Below are 19,365 nucleotides of genomic sequence, written 5' to 3'. Positions count from 1 at the left end.
CAAGTTTGTTTTTTGTACGGGTATCAGGCGGTCAGGGTGAAGTTCCTGCCAGTTTCAACACCCTTTACCACTGTGCGACGTCTAGGAAGCGTTCGTCGTCGATCAGGTCGACGGCGGAAAACACTTTCCAGACTTCGTCGTTGCGCTCGAATCCGCCGGTGACGAACGGGCGAACGCTTTCAGGCACACCGTCCGGCGTGTCCTTGAAACTGTCGGCTGCGAAGTACTGCATGCCCAGTACGCTGTCTACCACCAGACCACTGAAAACATCCCCTTCTTCAACAACCAGAACCCGTCGGTCACGCGGACTGCGCGAGGAACGGGGAATATCAAAGAACAGGGGCAGATCCAGCAGGGGAAGGAGACGACCGCGGACATTGGCCGCACCCAGGAGAAAGGGACGAACCCCGGGAATGCGGGTGAATCGGGGGACATGGAGGATTTCGGTCACTTCACCCATGGGTGCTACATAGCGCTCCCCAGCAAGGATGAATCCGATACCATTCCAGAGTTCTACGGCTTCTTGTTGCTCTGGCAAGCCGGCCGAAAGGGACCGGCTGCGTCGGGCGATATCCGTCAGAACAGCAAAGGGGGCGGTCTGGGCGGACATGCTTACTCCATGATGTTGGGATCAGGCAATCAGGCTATTGATTGTTTTGATCAGATCGTCTTCGTTAACCGGCTTTACCAGGTAACCCTTGGCGCCCTGACGGGTACCCCAGACACGGTCTGTTTCCTGATCCTTGGTGGTGACAATGACCACCGGGATGGAGGCAGTTTCAGGCGCGCGTGTCAGCTGACGGGTGGCCTGGAAGCCGTTCAGGCCAGGCATGACCACGTCCATCAGGACCAGATCCGGAGTTTCGGCGCGGGCCTTGGCAACGCCGTCTGCGCCGTTATCAGCCGTCAGGATTTCGTGCTGGTGCTTCTCCAGGATGGTGGAGATCTTCTTAACCTCGGTAGGGGAATCGTCAACAATGAGAATGCGAGCCATGGTTTCCTCGAAAAATTCTGGGTTTCAGCAGGTTTACTGTTCCGCCTGGGGGACGTATTGGCGGATCGTGTTCAACAGCTCATCCTTGCTGAACGGCTTGGTCAGGTACTGGTCAGAGCCCACAATGCGACCCTTGGCCTTGTCGAACAGACCGTCCTTACTGGAGAGCATGATAACCGGCGTCTTTTTGAAAGAGGAATTGTTCTTGATCAGTGCGCAGGTCTGGTAGCCATCCAGTCGCGGCATCATGATGTCCACAAAAATGATGTCCGGCTGGGAATCGGCGATTTTGGCCAGAGCGTCAAAGCCGTCAGTTGCGGTGATGACCTCACAGCCAACCTTTTTCAGGAGGGTTTCTGCGGTGCGACGAATGGTTTTACTGTCGTCGATCACCATGATCTTCAGATTCTCGAAGTTGTCATCCATTATCCAACTGCCTTGCGCTCAGCTACTGTCATTATTTTTCGATGGGGTTTTTAACACACTTGTACAGGATGTTCTATTAACCTCCCCATTTATAGAGGATAAAGGGGGCTATAAAAAGCACTTCTTTGTGACCAAATGTACCCCTGCATGAGCCCTCACGTAATTCCCAGAACGCGGCTACGGGTGCATTTGCTGTCCGGTTACAATACCATTCGGGATTGCGTTTCAACGCAGTCAATCATCGGGTGTGCGAGCGAGTTGGCACACTCAATTTGGTACATCCAACCTCGGGAGCTCGGGAGACTCATGACAGTCCGACTTGGCATCGTGATGGATCCGATTGAGGATATCCACTTCAAGAAAGACAGTTCACTGGCCATGTTGCTGGCAGCGCAGCAGCGGGGCTGGGAGCTGGAGTACATGGAGCTGCCTGATATGTACCTGGACGGCGGGAAGGCCATGGCCCGTACCCGCGAACTGACCGTCCACGCCGATCCGGAGAACTGGTACAGCTTCGGATCGACCCAGGACCGGGCGCTGGGGGATCTGGATGTCATCCTGATGCGCAAGGACCCGCCCGTGGACCGCGAATTCATCATGGCCACGTACATTCTTGATGCGGCCGAGCAGCAGGGTGCCCTGGTGGTGAACCCTCCGGCGACCCTGCGGGACTGCAACGAGAAGCTGTTCGCCACCCAGTTCGAAGACCTCACGCCGCCCTTGCTGGTGAGTCGCTCTGCGTCCCGTTTCCGCGAGTTCTATGCCGAGCACGGCGATGTCATCATGAAACCGGTGGATGGCATGGGCGGCCATTCCATTTTCCGGATCAAGGAAAACGACGCCAATCTGGGCGTCATTATCGAAACCCTCACCAACTACGGTGAGCATCAGGCCATGGCGCAGAAGTTCATCCCGGAAATTCGGGATGGCGACAAACGCATCCTGCTGATCGAAGGCGAGCCGGTGCCCTACGCGCTTGCGCGAATCCCCTCGCACGGTGAAAATCGCGGCAACCTGGCGGCCGGTGGTCGCGGGGAAGGACGTGAGCTGACCGACCGGGACCGGGAAATCTGTGCCCGTGTGGCGCCGGTCATCAAGGAAAAAGGGTTGATATTTGTCGGTCTGGACGTGATCGGCGATTACCTGACCGAAATCAATGTCACCAGTCCCACCTGCATCCGGGAACTGGATGCCGCGTTCGGTATCGATATTGCCGGTATGTTGATGGAAGCCATTGCCAGGCGTCTGGGCAACGAAAAGCGGGCGTAATTACCGGCAGGCAGAGCAAGTAAGGTAACCAGGATCAGTAATGGCAGTACAGGTAAGCGACTTCGACCGGTTTTCTTTCACCCTTTTCGTGGCGTTGGCGGTCCATGCCATGATCGTCCTGGGCATCAGCTTTGCGCCGGAGGACCCTCAGGCCTCCGCACAAACCATGGAAATTACCCTGTCGCAGTTCGACGATGAAGAGGCACCGGACGATGCGGATTTCCTGGCGCAGACCAGTCAAAAGGGCAGTGGTGCCGAAGACGAAGTGAAAGAGCTGACAACGCCGAATCCGGCCGAGATCAGTCAACCGGAGGTGGCACAGGTCCAGCCCGAGCCACCGTCACAGGCACGGCCCCAGCCTGACCGTGAACAGCGGGTGATTCAGACGGAAGGCGTTTCCAGTCGGAGTGCCCGCCGGCCTGAAACCCGTACCGATCCCATGGAAGAGCCCCTGCCGGAGAACCGTAAAAAGAGCCTGATGGAGCGCAGCCTCGAAATTGCCAGCCTGGAAGCCCGCTTTGCGGCCCAACAACAGGCTTACGCCCGCAAGCCCCGGGTGATGAGGGTGACCTCGGCTTCCACGCTCCGATCTTCGAACGCCTATTATGTAAAAAGCTGGGTCGATAAAGTGACCCGTGTAGGCAACATCAACTACCCTACAGAGGCGCGGCGGGCCGGTATTCACGGCACGGTTCGTGTGTTGGTCTCACTCAAGAAGGATGGCTCGATCAAGAAAGTGGCCGTGCTTGAATCGTCCGGTAGCACCGTTCTGGACGACGCGGCCATCCGGATAGTCCGGATGGCTTCGCCATTTGCGCCCTTCCCGCCACAAATGCGGGAAGAGGTCGATGAACTGGAAATTATACGAACCTGGTCTTTCCAGCGACGGGGGCTCACATCGGGATGACCGCATCCAAGCATTCACCCAACAGCCTGCGCCACCACTTCCTGGTGGCATCGCCCTATCTGGCTGATCCCCGTTTTCACGGTGGGGTGATCTATCTGTGCGAACATTCGGATGAAGGGGCCTTCGGCCTCATGATCAACCAGCCCCTGCAGATTCATCTGGGGGAGATTCTTGAGCAACTCGACATGTCGGGAGGCGAACTTGATCTGCCCGTATACAGTGGCGGACCGGTGGAGCCCGAACGTGGCTTTGTACTTCACCCGCCGGGCACCAGCTGGCAGAACACCGCCAAGGTGACCGATGAGGTCCTGTTAACCACATCCCGGGACGTGTTGTCAGCGATTGGCAAGAATAACGGGCCGGACGAGTTTCTGGTCGCCCTGGGCTATTCCGGCTGGAGTGAGGGCCAGCTGGAGGAAGAGCTGGGCAGCAATGCCTGGCTCACCTGCCCGGCCACCACCGATCTGTTGTTCCGAACGCCCTGGGGTGACCGTTACCGGGCCGTCCTCGAGTTGATTGGTATCGACCTTAACCAGCTGAGTGATTCCATTGGCCATGCCTGAGGTAGGGCAACGCCGGGTCCTGGCATTTGATTTCGGTACACGCCGGATTGGTGTGGCCGCCGGCCAGGAAATGCTCGGCACCGGCCAACCCGTGACCATGCTGCCGGCCCGGGATGGCATTCCCGACTGGCAGGCCATAGGCCGTTTGCTGGAGGAGTGGCGCCCGGATGTGGTGGTCGTGGGGTTACCCCTCAATATGGATGATTCCGAGAACGAGATGTGTGCCCGGGCCCGGAAGTTTGGCAAGCGCCTGCACGGGCGGTATCACCTGCCCGTGGAGATGGTGGACGAGCGGCTGACCAGCTTCGAAGCCAAGGGTGATGTGATGGCCGGTGGTGGTAGCCGGGATTTTGGCCGGCATGGTGTGGATGACCGCGCTGCGGTTCTGATTCTGGAAACCTGGTTCGGGCTTCAGGAAACCCGGCCCGACTGAGTTCGGGAATGCTTTCTTCTACAGCGAGGATGTAATGACTGCACAGCTAGATATCGATCAACTGCTGGATAAGCTGGAAACGGGATTGCGTCAGGTGCTCAATGAGCGCGACATTGATGCCCCCCTGATGGTGGGCATTCGCACGGGCGGTGTCTGGCTGGCAGATTTGCTCAGCAAGCGGCTACAACTCGAGACGGCTCCCGGCGAACTGGATATCTCTTTTTATCGCGACGACTTCAGCCGCATTGGCCTGAACCCGCGGGTCCGGCCGTCCAGCCTCCCGTTCGATACCGAAGGGCGAGATATCATCCTTGTGGACGATGTGATCATGAGCGGCCGGACGATTCGGGCGGCGATGAATGAAATTTTCGATTACGGGCGTCCCGACAGTATCATACTCGCCACCCTGGTTGACCTTGGCGCCCGCGAGCTGCCCATTCAACCCGATGTGGTCGGCCGGAGTATGACCCTGGCATCAAGCCAGCGGGTGAAACTCAGGGGGCCCGACCCGCTGCGTATCGAGGTGCAGGAGGGCGGCGCATAACCCCTGCGCTCAGTTGCTGGCGACACCATACCGATGAACTTCAAGCAGGCTACTCATGACTGACCAAGGTCAATCCTTCCACAACCTGCAGCTGACCGACGACGGTCAGTTGCGGCATTTTCTCACTCTGGACGGCCTCGACAGGCAATTGCTGACCGACATTCTGGATACCGCCGATTCGTTCATTGAAGTGGGCGAGCGAACCATCAAAAAGGTTCCTCTGCTTCGGGGGCGAACCGTGGTCAACCTGTTCTTTGAGTCCAGCACCCGCACCCGCAGTACCTTCGAGCTGGCTGCCAAGCGCCTGTCCGCGGATGTGCTGAACCTGGATATCAGTACCTCGGCCACCTCCAAAGGTGAGTCCCTGTCCGATACCCTGCTGAACCTGGAGGCCATGGCCAGCGACATGTTCGTGGTTCGGCATTCCCAGAGTGGCGCCCCCCATTTTATCGCTGAGCATGTGACGCCGGGCGTTGCCATCATTAACGCCGGCGATGGCCGCCACGCCCATCCCACCCAGGCCATGCTCGACATGCTGACCATTCGACAGCACAAGGGCACCTTCGAGGGCTTGAAGGTGGCTATCGTGGGGGATGTTCTGCATTCACGGGTCGCCCGTTCGCAGATCCGCGCCCTGAACGAACTCGGTGCTGAAGAAGTCCGGGTGATTGCTCCGGGCACCCTGTTGCCGAGGGATGTGGAAAGCCTGGGCTGCACTGTGGAGTTCGATATGAACCGTGGCATGCGGGATCTGGATGTGGTGATCATGCTCCGTCTTCAGAAAGAACGGATGGAGGGGGCCCTGCTACCCAGTGAGCGTGAATTTTACCGGTTGTATGGTCTCAGTCAGGAAAAGCTCGCCCTGGCCAAACCGGATTGCATTGTTATGCATCCGGGCCCCATCAATCGGGGTGTGGAAATCGAGTCTGCTGTGGCCGATGGTCCCCAGTCGGTGATTCTCAACCAGGTGACCAACGGCATTGCCATTCGTATGGCGGTGATGTCCATGGCCATGGGTGGCCAGCTGGCGGATCGCAACCGGAAGCAAAGTGAGGTAGTCCAGCCATGAACCTGAGTGCATCACCCAATGTGGCTACCCTGAAGATTGTTGGTGGACGACTGCTGGATGGGCAGGGCGTAGACGCGGAAAACGCTGCGCTGTTGATTCGTGATGGCCGCATTGCGGCAGTTGGCGAGGCCGCCCGACAGGCCAAGGCCGATGGCACAATCAACGCCGAAGGCTGCGTCATTTCACCGGGTTTCGTGGACCTGCATTGCAACCTGCGGGAACCCGGCAACGGGCAGAAAGGCAGCATCGCCTCCGAGACCCGGGCTGCCGCCCACGGCGGGTTTACCTCGGTATGCACCTCGCCGGAAACCTCACCGGTGAACGATTCGGGGGCGGTGACCCATCTGATCCGGGATGTGGCTGCGTGTCGGTCTCCCATCCGCGTACTGCCTGTAGGAGCTTTGACTCGGGGTCTGGAAGGGGACCTGCTCAGTGACATGGCGGGTCTCGCCTCTGCCGGCTGTGTCGCCGTGGGTAATGGCTCCCGTGGTGTGCGTAACGCGCGCACCCTCCGCCGCTGCATGGCTTATGCAAAGACCTTTGGTCTGACGGTGATTCTGAACCCGGAAAACGCTGCCCTGGCGGCGGACGGCTATGCCCACGATGGCCTGGTGGCATCCCGTCTCGGTCTGCTGGGTATTCCGGAAGTCGCTGAAACCACCGCCGTAATGGAAATGATCCTGCTGGCGGAAGAGACTGGCGTCCGCCTGCATCTGGGGCAGATTTCCAGTGCTCGCAGTGTGGAGATGCTGGCGGATGCGCGCCGGCGGGGAATAGCCGTCAGCGCGGACGTTGCCATGCATCAGCTGGCATTCACCGAAGATGCCCTGGCAGGGTTCGACAGCCGGTTCCACGTGCGTCCGCCACTGCGCAGTGAGCAGGACCGGCTGGCCCTGATTGCCGGTGTTCGCGAGGGAGTGATTGATGCCATTGTCAGTCAGCACCAGCCCCATGACACGGCAGCCAAGCAGGCGCCGCTGGCAGCCACGGAACCGGGTTTGTCCACTGTCGAGAGCGTCCTGTCTCTGGGCCTGGAACTGGTCAACCGCAAGGAGCTGTCGTTGGCCGAGTTGATCCGTGGGCTGACCGGCGGCCCGGCTTCTGTCATTGGTCGGAGTGCGAGCCTGGGCGAGGGGGAGCTGGCAGATCTGTGCATGTTCGATCCCGCCGACCAATGGATCCCCGCACATGACAGCATCGTCTCTACCGGACGGCATACCCCGGTTTCCGACCGACCCTTGCCCGGTGTGGTTCGCATGACCCTCGTTGGCGGGTCCATTGCCTGGGGCAGCGAGCCTCAATAGGGCGCCTTCCTTAAAATGCGGCAGGGGTAATAGGGCCCCTGTCGACTTCATCACAGATTCCCTTTTTTCCCTCAAAAGCGCTTGAAGAGCGGCATCTGTGCCAACGTATCCTAGTGATCGTCGGTCTACTGTCGACCAAGGAAGAGCGCAACCGGTACATCTGGACGTGCCGGTTCTCGACGACAATAATTCAGGAGTTATCCCGTGAAACCAACAACCTTCCCGCAACGGGTCGTTGTGGCTGCTGCCCTGTGTGCCAGCCTGTTGTTCCCATCCCTGGCAGCTGCGCAGAATGAGCCCCTCGAACGTAGTTTCTGTGTATTCGATCCTGTGGGTGCTAATGGCCCGCTGTTCGCCATCACCAAGAGTTTCAAGCCGGTTGCCCTGAAGAAGGGCATCAAGCTGAATCTGCGTGCTTACACCGATGAAAAAGTCGCTGCCGAGGATTTCAAGGCAGGGCAGTGCGATGCGGTTCTGTTGACCGGCACCCGGGCCCGTGAGTTCAACAAGTTTACTGGCAGTCTGGAGGCTATGGGTGCGGTACCGGGTGAGGAGGAGATGCGTCTGCTCTACAACACCCTGAGTCAGGAGAAAGCGCGACCCTTCCTGGTCGACGGTCCGTATGAAGTGGCTGGCGTGTTCCCGGGTGGTGCCATCTATCTTCATACCCGTGATCGCAGCATCGATTCGGTCGAGAAGCTGCAGGGCAAGCGCATTGCGACCCTCGATTACGATGAAGCCTCTGTACGCATGGTGCGTCACGTGGGGGCATCGGTAGTTGGTTCGAACTCCGCCAACTTTGCCGGCAAATTCAACAACGGCAGTGTGGACCTTGCCTACGCCCCGGCCGTGGCCTACACACCGCTGGAACTGTACAAGGGCGTGGAGCCGAATGGCGCGGTCGTGAAATACGCACTTGGTTACATGAACTTCCAGGTCATTATTCACCGTGACCGTTTTCCCGACGACGCGGCTCAGATGGTTCGAGCCGAAGCCATCAAGCGTATTGACGAAGCCTACGACATCATCGCCAAGGCGGAAGCCGAGATTCCGTCAAATGTCTGGATGAGTCTGCCAACTGCAGACACCGCCAAGTACGACAAAATGCTGCAGAAAGTGCGGCTGTCGTTGCTGGAAGATGGGGTGTTTGACGAGCGCGCCATCAAGTTGATGAAGGCGATTCGTTGCCGGGTTGATGCCACCCGTTCCGAGTGCGCTTCCTGATCCGGTAGCAGTGATTGGGGCCGGCGAAGGCGGCCCCTGATTTCGGTCAGCCGATCTGTTCTTTGAAGGCCTTGCCAGCTTTGAAACCTACAGTTTTGCTGGCGGGAATCTGGATGGATGCGCCAGTCTGCGGATTCCTGCCATTGCGTGCTTCACGGGCACGGATGTTAAAGGTTCCGAAGCCAATCAGGGAGACATCCTCACCCCGGGCAGCTGCAGCCGAAATCTGGTCGGTGAAAGCCGTAATCACTTCACTGGCCTTATCCCGGCTGAGGCCGGTCTGATCAGCAACCGCAGCGGCTAGTTCGGGTTTGCGCATTTGGAACTCCTTCTTGTTGTGTTTTTTGACGTGCATGCGACGCCCGGCGGGCGGCGACTCGGACCATCTATAGAGGGTCCGCTGCCATTGTGCAAACAGACGCTGCAGCTGGATCTGGAGCCAACAGCGGCATTTGCGGCTTTGGTCGCATAAAAACAGCGGGTTATCAGACATAATTTGATTCTGGTTACGGTTTGTAACATCAGTTTTCCTTCGCTTGGCCAGACAGTTAGCAAGTGAAAACCAAGAAAACATCCGAAAGGTGAAGCAGCGATGACAGTCTCTCCAAACCTGACACTGGACAGTTTGCAGGTCCTCAAACGCTTCAAGGGCGTTGTTGCGGCTTTGATAGCCAGTGCGGCTCTGAGTGGCTGTGGGGTGGTCAACAACATGATCTACAAGACCACCGGAGATGTGATGCAGGGGTTTTCCCGCGACCATACCGTGCCGTATCTGCTGGAAAGTGATGATCTGGCCATGGGCTGTGCCATGAGCGAGGCCACTGCCCCACTTCTGATGTCCTTTGGCCGGGTAACCTCAGAGCCTGATCAGCTGGCAGTAATGCTGTACCTGTCTGCCGGTGGTTGCGCTGAGGAAAAAGCGCGCGAACACGAGCTGGCAGGGCTTGCAGCCATGCACAGCCTGAAAGCGGTGGAAGCGGAAGACGCCATGATTCGTCAGAAGCGTGCTTATGTGCTGGCGGCCAAACGATATCACAAGGCCTGGCAGCACCATAACACCTTCTACGGCAAGCCTGATGATGGGGAGTGTCCGGGTTTTGATGACGACATGGACGAGTTTATCTACATGGCTGGCCTGATGTCAGGACTGCAGGCACTGAACGCCCAGGTACAGTCAACCGCCTCTCTGGGGGTTCCGGACAACATCGGCTCCATCGTTGCGCGCGCTACCAGTTGCCTGGACAACGAGAAATGGTGGGGGGCTCCGATGGCGCTCAGAGCCACGGTCTGGGCCATGATCCCGGGAGCCCTTCCACAAGGTGAAAATGCCTTCGAGCGACTGGAGCGTGCTGATAAACAGGGCGAAGCGGCTGGCGTCCGGCTGCCCCATGTGTTCCACGCCATTGCTGCCCTGAACCAGGGCGATTCTGAGAAAGTGAAGGCCGTCATCCGGGGCCATGCTGAGGCGATCAACGATCGCCCGGCCGACTGGGATTGGCGGTTCGTCGATGCCATGGCCACCGACATGATCGTTGCGATTTCCGACCGCATGTGGGTAGAGAACACCGGACATCGTACCCCGCTCGGTCAGCTTGGCAGTTTCTGGGACGACCAGCAGGAAGAAGTTGAAACCATGGATCTGGATGATCTTTTGTAATAACCGGATAGCCCAGAGTGTGTTGTTATGTCGGGTACCTCAGAGTATGCAGTGATGTCCAAGGCCGGTTTTCGTCGTAGCGGGTTGGAGTGGTTTTCGTCACTGCCAGCCTGTTTGCTACTGCTGGCCGTGGTCATATTTTCCACCAGCAGTGATATTCACAACCAGATGCTGCGCGCCGGTGAGTATTTCTGGAGCGGCTATTATCAGCTGCGAATGGATCCGGTGGAGCCCACATGTAATCCTGATCGGAATATCGACGCTGCCGTCGCTGCAGAAATGGCAGAGGCTCCCGCGACCGATGATCCGATGGCGGCCCTGTTGGGTGTGGAAGAGAAAAATCCGGCGGACGTTCGGACTGCCATTGAGCGGGCCGTCAAGGATTGCCGCGAGGCGCACCTCAATTACGACAGCCTGAAGGGCAAGCTTACGGTCGGCGTCCAAGCCTACCGCACGGTCGAACTCTTCGTGGCGGATTTAATCGCCTTTGGCCTGACTTCCCAACGCTACATCCTGGTTATCCTGGTGATGCTGTGTGCGGTAACCGCCACGCTTACCCGCCACCATATTGCGATGCGGGCCATGGAAACCCGTCTTGATTACATGGTCTCCCACGGTCTGCAGACCGTCGCCAACCTGATGTTGTTTGGCTCCAGTTTTATCTTTCGCCAGTCAACCCTGGCGGCGGAAACCCGGGTAACCCAGGAAGAAGTGCTCTTGCACAATTTCTGGATTATCGGCTTTGCCTGTCTGACCCTGGCAAGCGTTTACCGGCTGTTGCGGGTGCCCAATGATCTCCAGCTTGGCGGTACCCTCAACAAGGCCTTCCTGTCTGTCCCCCTGTACACAGTCATGTGTCTGATTTCCGGCACCTACTTCTCGCTGATCGGGCATTCCTCTGGCGTCGGTATCTATCTTGGCAAGATGATGGAACTGGCGGATATGTTCCTGAATGTGGGCCTGTACGTCTGGGTCGGCATGATGCTAAAGCAGACGCAATTGGCCACGCTGGTTTTCAACGTGTTCCGGCCCTGGCGGATGCCGCCGGAAATGCTGGCTGTGGTGGCTGTGCTGGTGGCGGCAGTGCCAACCGCCTATACCGGTGCCTCGGGCATTTTTGTCATCGCGGCCGGTGCCGTTATCTACAGCGAACTGCGGGCTGCCGGTGCCCGCCGGCAGCTGGCCCTGGCGGCCACGGCGATGTCCGGTTCTCTGGGTGTGGTCCTTCGCCCCTGCCTGCTGGTGGTCGTGATCGCCTATCTGAACCGTGAAGTGACCACCGATGAGTTGTTTGGCTGGGGCCTGTGGGTATTTGTGCTCACTGCAACCATGTTCATGCTGGTGGCGCTGACGGTGAACCGCGAGAACAAGATTGATCTGGCGCCTGCGAATCAGGCCCTGCCCGCCATGCTTGAGGCGCTCAAGCCGCTGGTTCCATACGTTGTGGTGATTGCAGCGGTGGTGCTGTTCTACCGCTTCGCCCTTAATGTGCAGATGGATGAGTTCTCCGCGCCCAGGCTGTTGCCGGTCATCATGCTCGGTATCCTTGTATACGAGCATTTCCGGTTCAAGAAGGATCCTGGCCATGCCTCTGCAAAGGCAGAAGATGTCAAAGGTCTTGAGAAGAGCCTGCGAGGGGCCACCAACGATACCACGGCGGAAATCGGTGCGCTTTTGCTCCTGTTGGGCCTGTCGGTCAGTATCGGCGGTGTGATTGAGCGTTCTCACCTGATGGAAACCTTCCCGCAGTCATTTGATAGTGCCTGGTCTGCCATGCTGTTGATGGTAATGATCCTGGTCGTTCTGGGTATGATCATGGACGCGTTTGGTGCCGTCATCCTGGTGACGGCTACCGTAGCGACCATTGCCTACAGCAGTGGGATTCACCCGATCCACTTCTGGATGGTGACCCTGGTGGCGTTCGAGCTGGGGTATCTCAGTCCGCCGGTCGCACTTAATCACCTGCTCACCCGTCAGGTGGTCGGTGAGGCGGAGGTGACTCTGGCCTTGCGGGAAGACGGCACCTTCTACCAGCGTCATGAACGGATCATTATGCCGCTGATTGCCATGGGCATTTCCCTGCTGATCGTGGCCTTTGTTCCGCTTATGTTCTACGCCTGATACCGTCTCAAAAGGGGCCGGCTTTATGCTGGCCCCTTTATCTTGCTTCTCCTTAAACTCCTCACGTTTCTGCGCATGTGAACACTGACTTACTCTGAGTCGGCCTTTCGCTCGCCCGATGCCGCCCGGCGGGATAGGCGTCCTGTGTCTATTCTTGTTGTGATCCTCGTTAATCTGACAGAAGGAACTGGACCATGATCTATGGGCGCCATTCGCTGAAGGGTTTGTTGGCAACAATGTTGTTAACTCTGAATAGTCCAACCCAAGCCATGGACATGGCTGACCGCATCTACCTGGGTGGGCCCGTGTTGACCATGGACGACCGACAGCCGGAGGTTGAGGCGGTGGCGGTCAAAGATGGTCGTATCCTGTCGGTTGGGACCGAAGAGGAAGTGATGGACCGCAAGGGCGCCAACACCGAGATCCATGACCTCAAGGGGAGGGCGCTGCTACCGGGCTTTGTCGACAGTCATGGCCATGTGGTTGTTGGTGGTTTGCAAGCCCTTTCCGCCAACCTGTTGGCCCCTCCCGACGGCGAGGTGCGGGATATAGCTGGTTTGATTGAAACCCTCAATGACTGGGTTGAGGAAAACGCGGAGATCGCTCAGCAGGTGAACCTCATTGCGGGTTTTGGTTACGACCAGTCGCAGCTGGCCGAACAACGACACCCAACCCGGAAGGACCTCGATGCGGTATCGGCGGAGATCCCTGTGGTGATCATCCACCAGTCCGGGCACTTCGGTGTGCTGAACAGCCCGGGGCTGGAGGCAGCAGGCATTGATGCCAGCACCGACGATCCCGATGGCGGTTTGATACGCCGCGGCGAGGATGGCGGGCCCAATGGCGTCCTGGAGGAGAATGCCTTTTTCATGGCGTTGGGGAAACTGTTCGGAGGCATCGGCCCCGAGGGCTTCAAGGCGTTTGTGAAGGCGGGGGCGGGCCTTTGGGCAAGCTACGGCTACACCACGGCGCAGGAAGGGCGAGCCACTCCGCAGACCACGGAGATTGTTAAGGCCTTTGGCGCGGAGGGGGCACTGCCGGTCGACATTGTGATCTACCCCGATGTTCTGGTGGACAGGGACTATATTGCCGAGAGCGTGTCTCTTGCCTACGACAACCGGGTCAGGGTCGGGGGGGCAAAACTGACCATCGATGGTTCGCCTCAGGGATTTACCGCGTTGCGGGATCGCCCTTATTACGACCCGGTGGGGGATTACCCGCCCGGATATGCCGGCTACGCAGCCGCTACCATGGAGCAAGTGATCAGTGCGGTTAACTGGGCTTTTGACAATGATATCCAGTTAATCACTCATGCCAACGGTGAGGGTGCATCCGACATGCTACTGGCCGCAATCAAGGCGGCCAGCAAGGAGAGCGAAGGCGAAGACCGCAGGCCGGTGCTGATTCACGGTCAGTTCCTCCGGGAGGATCAGGTCGACAGTCTGCAGGCTCTCGATGTCTTTCCGTCGGTTTTCCCCATGCACACGTTTTACTGGGGCGATTGGCATCGAGACCATACCGTTGGACCGGTAAACGCTGAAAACATCTCGCCCACGGGCTGGATCCGGAGCCGGGGCATGAAGTTCGGCACCCACCACGATGCCCCGGTGGCCTTCCCCGACAGCATGCGGGTGCTGGATGCAACGGTAACCCGGCGTACCCGATCCGGCGATATTCTGGGACCGAGTCAGCGGGTGGATGTGCTGACGGCGCTGAAGGCCATGACCATCTGGCCTGCCTGGCAGCATTTCGAAGAGGATGAGAAGGGCTCTATCGAGGTGGGCAAGCTGGCTGACTTTGTGATCCTGTCTGAAAACCCGCTGGCGGTGGATCCGGAGAATCTGGACCAGCTCAAGGTAATGGAGACCATCAAGGAAGGGCAGGTGGTTTACCGAGCCGATGGAACCGGTTACCAGGGGGCATTTCCCGCAGGAACCAGCATGGCGATGGGCCGGGAGTTCCTGGAAGCGCTGGAGGATGCCGGGAGTGAAGAGTAAACGCCCAGAAAATGGTGTCGTCTAGAGCCATTTTAGTGAGGTTGGCAGTGCCTAGCGATTCGCAGGGTACTGTCAGCCGTCCGGTAAATTCACACCGGATTTATCGATGCCCCCACAACTTGGAGACCGCAGCATCGGTTCCTACACTGCCAACAATCAGGCAAACCCCTCCCAGGCCCAGGAAAGCCACTACCGGAACAAAGGCACCCAGCTGTCCCGTGTAAACCATGGCCACCAGGGAAATGGTGCCCAGAATCATAAACAGCGTGCCGACAGCGATCAGAATGGTTCGGTGTGAGGCTTTGTAGTTGGGGCCAACTTCCCCGGATTCCAAGCGCTTGAGCAGTGGGGAGAAGAGTTTTCGAATAGCTTGTTTCATGCCGTGATCGTGCCTGGTTGAAAGGGTGACTGAGAGGTACCGGTTAACTGTGCCACAAACCTGAGGAAGAAGGGAGCTGGAGGTCCTTGTGCAGGCATGAGTCAGCAGGCACAAAAAAAGCGCCGTGCGGTTGCAGGGCGCTTTTTTGGCCGAAGCCGAATCAGCTGGCCAGCTTCGGGCCGGCGTCAACGATGGACTCGGAAACGTCGAACTTCTTGAAGTTCTCGACGAACTGAGCAATCAGCTCGGCTGCCTTGCCGTCGTAGTAGTCCGGGCTGACCCAGGTGTTGCGCGGGTTGAGCAGGTTGGAGTCGACGCCCGGGACGTGCTTGGGCACGTCCAGGTTCAGGGCCGGCAGGTGCTCGGTTTCCACATCGTCCAGATCGCCGTTCTGGATGCCGGCAATGATGGCACGGGTGGTCGGGATGCTGAACCGCTGACCTTCACCGTAGGGACCGCCGGTCCAGCCGGTATTCACCAGGAACACCTTGCTGCCAAACTCTTCCATCCGCTTCATCAGCAGCTCGGCGTAGACGCCGGCGCGACGCGGGAAGAATGGCGCGCCGAAGCACGTAGAGAAGGTGGATTTCAGCTTGGAGGAAGAGCCCATCTCGGTGGAGCCTACCAGGGCGGTGTAGCCACTCAGGAAGTGGTACGCCGCGGATTCCTTGGACAGGATGGATACAGGCGGCAGTACGCCAGTCATGTCACAGGTCAGGAACACAATGTGTGACGGCTCGCCAGCGCGGTTCTCTTCCACGCGCTTTTCCACGTGCTCAAGCGGGTAGGCACAGCGAGAGTTTTCGGTCAGGGACACATCGTTGTAGTCCGGCTCACGGGTGTCCGGATCGATCATCACGTTTTCGACAATCGCACCAAAGCGGATTGCGTCCCAGATGATCGGCTCGTTCTTTTTGGACAGGTCGATGCACTTGGCGTAGCAGCCACCTTCCAGGTTGAACACCGTACCCGGGCCCCAGCCGTGCTCGTCGTCACCGATCAGGAAACGGTGCGGGTCGGCGGAGAGGGTGGTCTTGCCGGTGCCGGACAGGCCGAAGAACAGGCAGGTCTGACCGTCCTCGCCCACGTTCGCCGAGCAATGCATCGGCAGCACGTCTTTTTCCGGTAGCAGGAAGTTCTGCACGGAGAACATGGCCTTTTTCATTTCGCCGGCGTAGTGCATGCCGGCCAGCAGCACCTTGCGCTTGGCGAAATTGATCATCACGCAGCCGTTGCTGTTGGTGCCATCGCGCTCGGGATCGCACTCGAAATTGGCGGCGTTGAGGATCTGCCATTCCTGCTTGTCGGCCGGGTTGTAGCTCTCCGGACGGATGAACAGGTTGCGACCGAACAGGTTCTGCCATGCCGTCTCGGTGGTCATCTTGACCGGCAGGTAGTGCTCGGGATCGGAGCCAACGTGAACGTGGGAGACGAACTGATCTTTCTCAGCGATGTAGGCCTCAACACGATCCCACAGGGCATCGAATTTGTCCGCATCAAAGGGGCGGTTGATCGGGCCCCAATGGATATCGTCAGCGGTGCTCGGCTCCTCGACGATAAAACGATCCTTTGGTGACCGGCCCGTACGTTCACCGGTTTTGACGACCAGCGATCCGTTCGCTGCCAGCTGGCCTTCGTTGCGTTCCAGTGCCAGCTCGACCAGTCGTGCTGAACTCAGATCAGTATAAGTGTTGCTCACTTCGACCTCGCCCTCGGGGTGTCTTCGTGATTGCTCAGGCCCACGCCCCCATGATTGATGGAAAACTGAGCAATCGGGTCAATTCAGGCGCGCTATTATGCCAGAGAAGATCGTAAAAAACGACTGGCCGAAAATCCGCGCCACGTCTGGCCTAACGCCGGTTCTACATGGGTTTCAGTGTAACGTATGACCGGTGAAAAGATGATCAATGTCGTTTCTATCGAATCGATAGTGTGCGTGACAGAACTGACAATCCATTTCGATCGAGCCTTGCTCATCAAGGATGCTGTAGCACTCCTCCTTGCCGATGGCCTCCAGTGCGCCCAGTGTGCGCTCCTGGGAGCAGCTGCAGCGGAAGGCCACGGGTTCTGCATCGAACAGGCGAACCGTTTCCTCGTGGAACAGCCGATGCAGCACGGTTTCACTGTCGAGTTCCAGCAGTTCCGCCTCGCTAACGGTGCGGGCGAGGTGGTTAACGCGTTCCCACAGATCATCGTCTTCCTCGGTCGCGCCCGGCAGCCGCTGAAGCAGAAGCCCGGCAGCGCCTTCTTCTGAGGCAAAAAGAATCAGGCTGGTGGCCAGCTGTTCGGAGCGCTCGAAATATTCTTCCAGGCAGCCGGCCAGGGAATCCGACTCCCGGGGTACCACGCCCTGGTAACGGTTGCCCTTTTCCGGTGTGATGGTGATGGCCATGCGTCCCTCGCCCAGAAGATCATGGAACGCTTCTTCACCGACAGCCTGTTCATCGAATCGGGCCAAGCCGCGGATAAAACGGTCGTGGGAGCACTCCGCCATCAGTGTGCTCAGTGGGCCCTGGCCCTGGGCTTGCAGCGACAGTGTGCCCTCGAATTTCAGGGTGCTGCTCATCAGTACGCTGGCCACCAGTGCCTCGCCCAACAGGCCCCGCACGGAATCGGGGTAGGGGGCCTGGCTGCCGATTTCGCGGTAGCTGGCGCCGAGTTGAACCCAGGCGCCTCGGACATGACTGTCCTCAAAAATAAAGCGCTGGAACTGGTCGCGGGATGCCATGGTTTTTCTCCTGGAGATGCTGGTAGACGTTGGTCTGGCGCCAGCTGGTAGGTTCTGGCGCTTATCGGAATTCAAAGGTTGTTCTGTTCGCGGAACCGCTGGATATCGCGCCGGTCCTTTTTGGACGGCCGACGGGCCGGTGGAAGCTGGGCGGCCTGCATGGTTTTGCGTTGCCACGCCAGTTCCTCGCGTTTTTTCACACTTTCTTCGGTTTCGTGGTAGAGCTTCTGGGCTTCCGGTGCGCCCCGGCGACGGTCGCTGATAGCGTCGATCACAATCACCTTTTCCATCCAGCCCAGGCGAAGGGTGACGGTCGCTCCGGTTTCGACCAGTTTGCCGGGTTTGCTGCGTTGTTGATTGTAGTGCACCTTGCCGCCCTCAATGGCTTCCTTGGCCAGCGTGCGGGTCTTGTAAAAGCGCGCTGCCCAGAGCCATTTGTCGAGTCGGACCCGCGGGTCGTCAGCCGTTGCCGCCATGTCTCCTCACCTGATGGGGTTATGCCCGGATTATAACCTGCTCAACGGGCCGATTGCAGAGACTGTTGCCGGCGAAGTCCCGGCAGAATCTCATCGAAATGGCGGATGCCGGGGATCTCGCTATGTGCTGGCCGCGGTGCCTGTTGACTGTCCGGGGCGAGGATCGCCAGGCACTGGCCAATGCCGGCCCGGCGGGCGCTTTCCAGCACCGGCAGGCTGTCATCCACCATGAGTGTTGAGGCCGGATTGTAGGGAACGGCATTTTGCAGATCCTGCCAGAACTCGGGATCTTCCTTGGCTTTACCGAACTGATGGCTGGAGACGATCCCCTCCACATGGTCGGCCAGCCCGGTGCGCTCGAGCTTGAGCGCCAGCGGATCCGGGTGGCAGTTGGTGACAATCACCGAGTGGAGCCTGCCTGCCTTCAACGTTTGCAGGAACTCAACCACGTGCGGGCGATAACCGATCCGTTCGCCTACTTCTGCCTTCAGGGCGGTGATGTCCAGGTTGAGCCGTTCACTCCAGTAATCGGTGCAGTACCAGTTCAGCGAACCGCGTTCCGCCATGATCATGGGGATCAGCCGGTCTTTCGCTTCCTGGGGAGCAAGGTTGTGCTGCTCCGCATAGCGCAGAGGCAGGTGCTCAAGCCAGAAGTGATTGTCGAAATGCAGATCCAGCAGCGTTCCATCCATGTCGAGAAACACTGTGTTCAGAGAGGACCAGTTCACCATAAACAAAAACAGCCTGAAGAATTTTCTTCAGGCTGCCGGAGATCCCGCCTTCTGACAAGTTGGGATATTACGGACGTCTGTCCGGGGATATCAGTTGGACGCGTAGCTTGCCTGCTCGTCTTTACGGCCAGAACGCGCGCAACCAAGGCAGCGAACGAAGGTCGCGCGGGCGGGGCCGAGGAACAGGGTTTCGCCGGCTTCATCGGCGTTGCCACCGAGCAGGGAGAACGGCAGGGAGACCAGGTACACCGCCCCGCCCACAAGTGTCGTGGCGAACAGTACCGGGCGGGCAAACAGGGCATCGCCGGTCATGGCCAGGGCGGAAGGAGATTCATCGATGGCCCGGGCGTGACCGATGGATGAGAAAGCCAGCAGGCAGGCAGCCACAGCGGCGATGAGCGTGCGAGATAGTTTTTGTGTCATTGTTGGTCTCCTCAACGTTTTGGCTCAAGCCCCTGAGGGTGCCGGGCCGAGCGTTCTGTGTGCCTTGGTATGGTAGAGATTGGCGTCAGATTCTTCGTTAACTATGAAGCATGTTTCAGT

General features: G+C 58.6%; 21 protein-coding genes. 11 read left to right on the top strand and 10 right to left on the bottom strand.

All coding sequences use genetic code 11. From position 1 onward, the window contains the following. Positions 1–64: 64 nt before the first annotated feature. From K8I84_RS11510 to pilG, 3 genes are read right to left on the bottom strand one after another with little or no spacing between them, the layout of a single operon-like run. Positions 65–610: a chemotaxis protein CheW gene (locus K8I84_RS11510; protein ID WP_223794903.1), complete on the bottom strand. Its 546-nt coding sequence runs from the start codon at positions 608–610 to the stop codon at positions 65–67. Between the two features lie 21 nt (positions 611–631). Then, positions 632–994 carry a twitching motility response regulator PilH gene (gene pilH / locus K8I84_RS11505; RefSeq protein WP_213476920.1) on the bottom strand — a complete coding sequence of 121 codons (363 nt, stop codon included), beginning with the start codon at positions 992–994 and terminating at the stop codon, positions 632–634. A 33-nt stretch (positions 995–1,027) separates the two neighbouring features. Continuing rightward, positions 1,028–1,420: a twitching motility response regulator PilG gene (gene pilG, locus K8I84_RS11500; protein ID WP_008175635.1), complete on the bottom strand. Its 393-nt coding sequence runs from the start codon at positions 1,418–1,420 to the stop codon at positions 1,028–1,030. 306 nt (positions 1,421–1,726) lie between these two features. On the opposite strand from pilG, the gene gshB reads away from it, so the two are divergent. The 8 genes from gshB (at position 1,727) to K8I84_RS11460 (ending at position 8,733) form a co-directional block, all read left to right on the top strand. Further along, positions 1,727–2,689 carry a glutathione synthase gene (gene gshB / locus K8I84_RS11495; protein WP_223794902.1) on the top strand — a complete coding sequence of 321 codons (963 nt, stop codon included), beginning with the start codon at positions 1,727–1,729 and terminating at the stop codon, positions 2,687–2,689. 40 nt (positions 2,690–2,729) lie between these two features. Next, complete coding sequence (locus tag K8I84_RS11490) at positions 2,730–3,596, top strand: energy transducer TonB (RefSeq protein ID WP_223794901.1); 867 nt, start codon at positions 2,730–2,732, stop codon at positions 3,594–3,596. Beyond that, entirely contained in the window at positions 3,593–4,159 is a 567-nt protein-coding gene (locus tag K8I84_RS11485) for a YqgE/AlgH family protein (RefSeq protein ID WP_223794900.1), read from the top strand. Before K8I84_RS11490 ends, K8I84_RS11485 begins: the two co-directional genes overlap by 4 nt. Beyond that, positions 4,152–4,592: a Holliday junction resolvase RuvX gene (ruvX, locus tag K8I84_RS11480; RefSeq protein WP_223794899.1), complete on the top strand. Its 441-nt coding sequence runs from the start codon at positions 4,152–4,154 to the stop codon at positions 4,590–4,592. The genes K8I84_RS11485 and ruvX overlap by 8 nt, the downstream gene beginning before the upstream one ends. A gap of 34 nt (positions 4,593–4,626) precedes the next feature. Beyond that, a complete protein-coding gene (gene pyrR / locus K8I84_RS11475) occupies positions 4,627–5,136 on the top strand; it encodes a bifunctional pyr operon transcriptional regulator/uracil phosphoribosyltransferase PyrR (protein ID WP_223794898.1) in 510 nt (169 codons plus the stop codon). A gap of 55 nt (positions 5,137–5,191) precedes the next feature. Continuing rightward, complete coding sequence (locus K8I84_RS11470; RefSeq protein ID WP_223794897.1) at positions 5,192–6,205, top strand: aspartate carbamoyltransferase catalytic subunit; 1,014 nt, start codon at positions 5,192–5,194, stop codon at positions 6,203–6,205. Next, complete coding sequence (locus tag K8I84_RS11465; protein ID WP_223794896.1) at positions 6,202–7,509, top strand: dihydroorotase; 1,308 nt, start codon at positions 6,202–6,204, stop codon at positions 7,507–7,509. The genes K8I84_RS11470 and K8I84_RS11465 overlap by 4 nt, the downstream gene beginning before the upstream one ends. 204 nt (positions 7,510–7,713) lie before the next feature. Next, positions 7,714–8,733: a putative solute-binding protein gene (locus K8I84_RS11460; protein WP_223794895.1), complete on the top strand. Its 1,020-nt coding sequence runs from the start codon at positions 7,714–7,716 to the stop codon at positions 8,731–8,733. 46 nt (positions 8,734–8,779) lie between these two features. Here K8I84_RS11460 and K8I84_RS11455 read toward each other — a convergent pair whose 3' ends face one another. Next, positions 8,780–9,088 carry an HU family DNA-binding protein gene (locus K8I84_RS11455; protein WP_223794894.1) on the bottom strand — a complete coding sequence of 103 codons (309 nt, stop codon included), beginning with the start codon at positions 9,086–9,088 and terminating at the stop codon, positions 8,780–8,782. Between the two features lie 237 nt (positions 9,089–9,325). Here K8I84_RS11455 and K8I84_RS11450 point away from each other — a divergent pair, with 237 nt between their 5' ends. The 3 genes from K8I84_RS11450 to K8I84_RS11440 all read left to right on the top strand — a co-directional run bounded on the left by K8I84_RS11450 (position 9,326) and on the right by K8I84_RS11440 (position 14,508). Beyond that, complete coding sequence (locus K8I84_RS11450; RefSeq protein WP_223794893.1) at positions 9,326–10,390, top strand: hypothetical protein; 1,065 nt, start codon at positions 9,326–9,328, stop codon at positions 10,388–10,390. A gap of 54 nt (positions 10,391–10,444) precedes the next feature. Further along, positions 10,445–12,511 (top strand): TRAP transporter large permease subunit, encoded by a 2,067-nt coding sequence (locus K8I84_RS11445; protein WP_317848214.1) that lies wholly within the window; start codon positions 10,445–10,447, stop codon positions 12,509–12,511. Between the two features lie 275 nt (positions 12,512–12,786). Then, positions 12,787–14,508: an amidohydrolase gene (locus tag K8I84_RS11440; protein WP_223794891.1), complete on the top strand. Its 1,722-nt coding sequence runs from the start codon at positions 12,787–12,789 to the stop codon at positions 14,506–14,508. A 100-nt stretch (positions 14,509–14,608) separates the two neighbouring features. Here K8I84_RS11440 and K8I84_RS11435 read toward each other — a convergent pair whose 3' ends face one another. The 6 genes from K8I84_RS11435 to K8I84_RS11410 form a co-directional block, all read right to left on the bottom strand. Next, on the bottom strand, positions 14,609–14,887 hold the full coding sequence (locus K8I84_RS11435; protein ID WP_223794890.1) for a hypothetical protein: 279 nt from the start codon (positions 14,885–14,887) through the stop codon (positions 14,609–14,611). A gap of 160 nt (positions 14,888–15,047) precedes the next feature. Next, on the bottom strand, positions 15,048–16,586 hold the full coding sequence (locus K8I84_RS11430; RefSeq protein ID WP_223794889.1) for a phosphoenolpyruvate carboxykinase: 1,539 nt from the start codon (positions 16,584–16,586) through the stop codon (positions 15,048–15,050). A gap of 174 nt (positions 16,587–16,760) precedes the next feature. Beyond that, the gene (gene hslO, locus K8I84_RS11425) at positions 16,761–17,615 is read right to left on the bottom strand and encodes an Hsp33 family molecular chaperone HslO (RefSeq protein ID WP_223794888.1); all 855 of its coding nucleotides are present in this window, start codon (positions 17,613–17,615) and stop codon (positions 16,761–16,763) included. A gap of 71 nt (positions 17,616–17,686) precedes the next feature. Further along, a complete protein-coding gene (gene hslR / locus K8I84_RS11420; protein ID WP_223794887.1) occupies positions 17,687–18,091 on the bottom strand; it encodes a ribosome-associated heat shock protein Hsp15 in 405 nt (134 codons plus the stop codon). A 41-nt stretch (positions 18,092–18,132) separates the two neighbouring features. Beyond that, on the bottom strand, positions 18,133–18,822 hold the full coding sequence (gene yrfG, locus K8I84_RS11415; protein WP_223794886.1) for a GMP/IMP nucleotidase: 690 nt from the start codon (positions 18,820–18,822) through the stop codon (positions 18,133–18,135). A 90-nt stretch (positions 18,823–18,912) separates the two neighbouring features. Next, complete coding sequence (locus tag K8I84_RS11410; protein ID WP_223794885.1) at positions 18,913–19,245, bottom strand: hypothetical protein; 333 nt, start codon at positions 19,243–19,245, stop codon at positions 18,913–18,915. Positions 19,246–19,365 lie beyond the last annotated feature (120 nt).

Origin of the sequence: Marinobacter sp. F4216 (assembly GCF_019931195.1) — a bacterium.
Lineage (GTDB): Bacteria > Pseudomonadota > Gammaproteobacteria > Pseudomonadales > Oleiphilaceae > Marinobacter > Marinobacter suaedae.
Note: the sequence above shows the minus strand (reverse complement) of the source record. Positions and strands in the feature narration are given on the sequence as shown.

Bases quoted from the DNA above. Each gene is read 5' to 3' on its own strand.
- K8I84_RS11490 (WP_223794901.1), top strand. From the start codon at position 2,730: ATGGCAGTACAGGTAAGCGACTTCGACCGGTTTTCTTTCACCCTTTTC.
- K8I84_RS11435 (WP_223794890.1), bottom strand. From the start codon at position 14,887: ATGAAACAAGCTATTCGAAAACTCTTCTCCCCACTGCTCAAGCGCTTG.
- hslR (WP_223794887.1), bottom strand. From the start codon at position 18,091: ATGGCGGCAACGGCTGACGACCCGCGGGTCCGACTCGACAAATGGCTC.
- K8I84_RS11450 (WP_223794893.1), top strand. From the start codon at position 9,326: ATGACAGTCTCTCCAAACCTGACACTGGACAGTTTGCAGGTCCTCAAA.
- K8I84_RS11440 (WP_223794891.1), top strand. From the start codon at position 12,787: ATGGCTGACCGCATCTACCTGGGTGGGCCCGTGTTGACCATGGACGAC.
- K8I84_RS11465 (WP_223794896.1), top strand. From the start codon at position 6,202: ATGAACCTGAGTGCATCACCCAATGTGGCTACCCTGAAGATTGTTGGT.
- K8I84_RS11410 (WP_223794885.1), bottom strand. From the start codon at position 19,245: ATGACACAAAAACTATCTCGCACGCTCATCGCCGCTGTGGCTGCCTGC.
- K8I84_RS11485 (WP_223794900.1), top strand. From the start codon at position 3,593: ATGACCGCATCCAAGCATTCACCCAACAGCCTGCGCCACCACTTCCTG.
- pilH (WP_213476920.1), bottom strand. From the start codon at position 994: ATGGCTCGCATTCTCATTGTTGACGATTCCCCTACCGAGGTTAAGAAG.
- pyrR (WP_223794898.1), top strand. From the start codon at position 4,627: ATGACTGCACAGCTAGATATCGATCAACTGCTGGATAAGCTGGAAACG.
- ruvX (WP_223794899.1), top strand. From the start codon at position 4,152: ATGCCTGAGGTAGGGCAACGCCGGGTCCTGGCATTTGATTTCGGTACA.
- K8I84_RS11470 (WP_223794897.1), top strand. From the start codon at position 5,192: ATGACTGACCAAGGTCAATCCTTCCACAACCTGCAGCTGACCGACGAC.
- hslO (WP_223794888.1), bottom strand. From the start codon at position 17,615: ATGGCATCCCGCGACCAGTTCCAGCGCTTTATTTTTGAGGACAGTCAT.
- K8I84_RS11510 (WP_223794903.1), bottom strand. From the start codon at position 610: ATGTCCGCCCAGACCGCCCCCTTTGCTGTTCTGACGGATATCGCCCGA.
- pilG (WP_008175635.1), bottom strand. From the start codon at position 1,420: ATGGATGACAACTTCGAGAATCTGAAGATCATGGTGATCGACGACAGT.
- K8I84_RS11455 (WP_223794894.1), bottom strand. From the start codon at position 9,088: ATGCACGTCAAAAAACACAACAAGAAGGAGTTCCAAATGCGCAAACCC.
- yrfG (WP_223794886.1), bottom strand. From the start codon at position 18,822: ATGGTGAACTGGTCCTCTCTGAACACAGTGTTTCTCGACATGGATGGA.
- K8I84_RS11445 (WP_317848214.1), top strand. From the start codon at position 10,445: ATGTCCAAGGCCGGTTTTCGTCGTAGCGGGTTGGAGTGGTTTTCGTCA.
- gshB (WP_223794902.1), top strand. From the start codon at position 1,727: ATGACAGTCCGACTTGGCATCGTGATGGATCCGATTGAGGATATCCAC.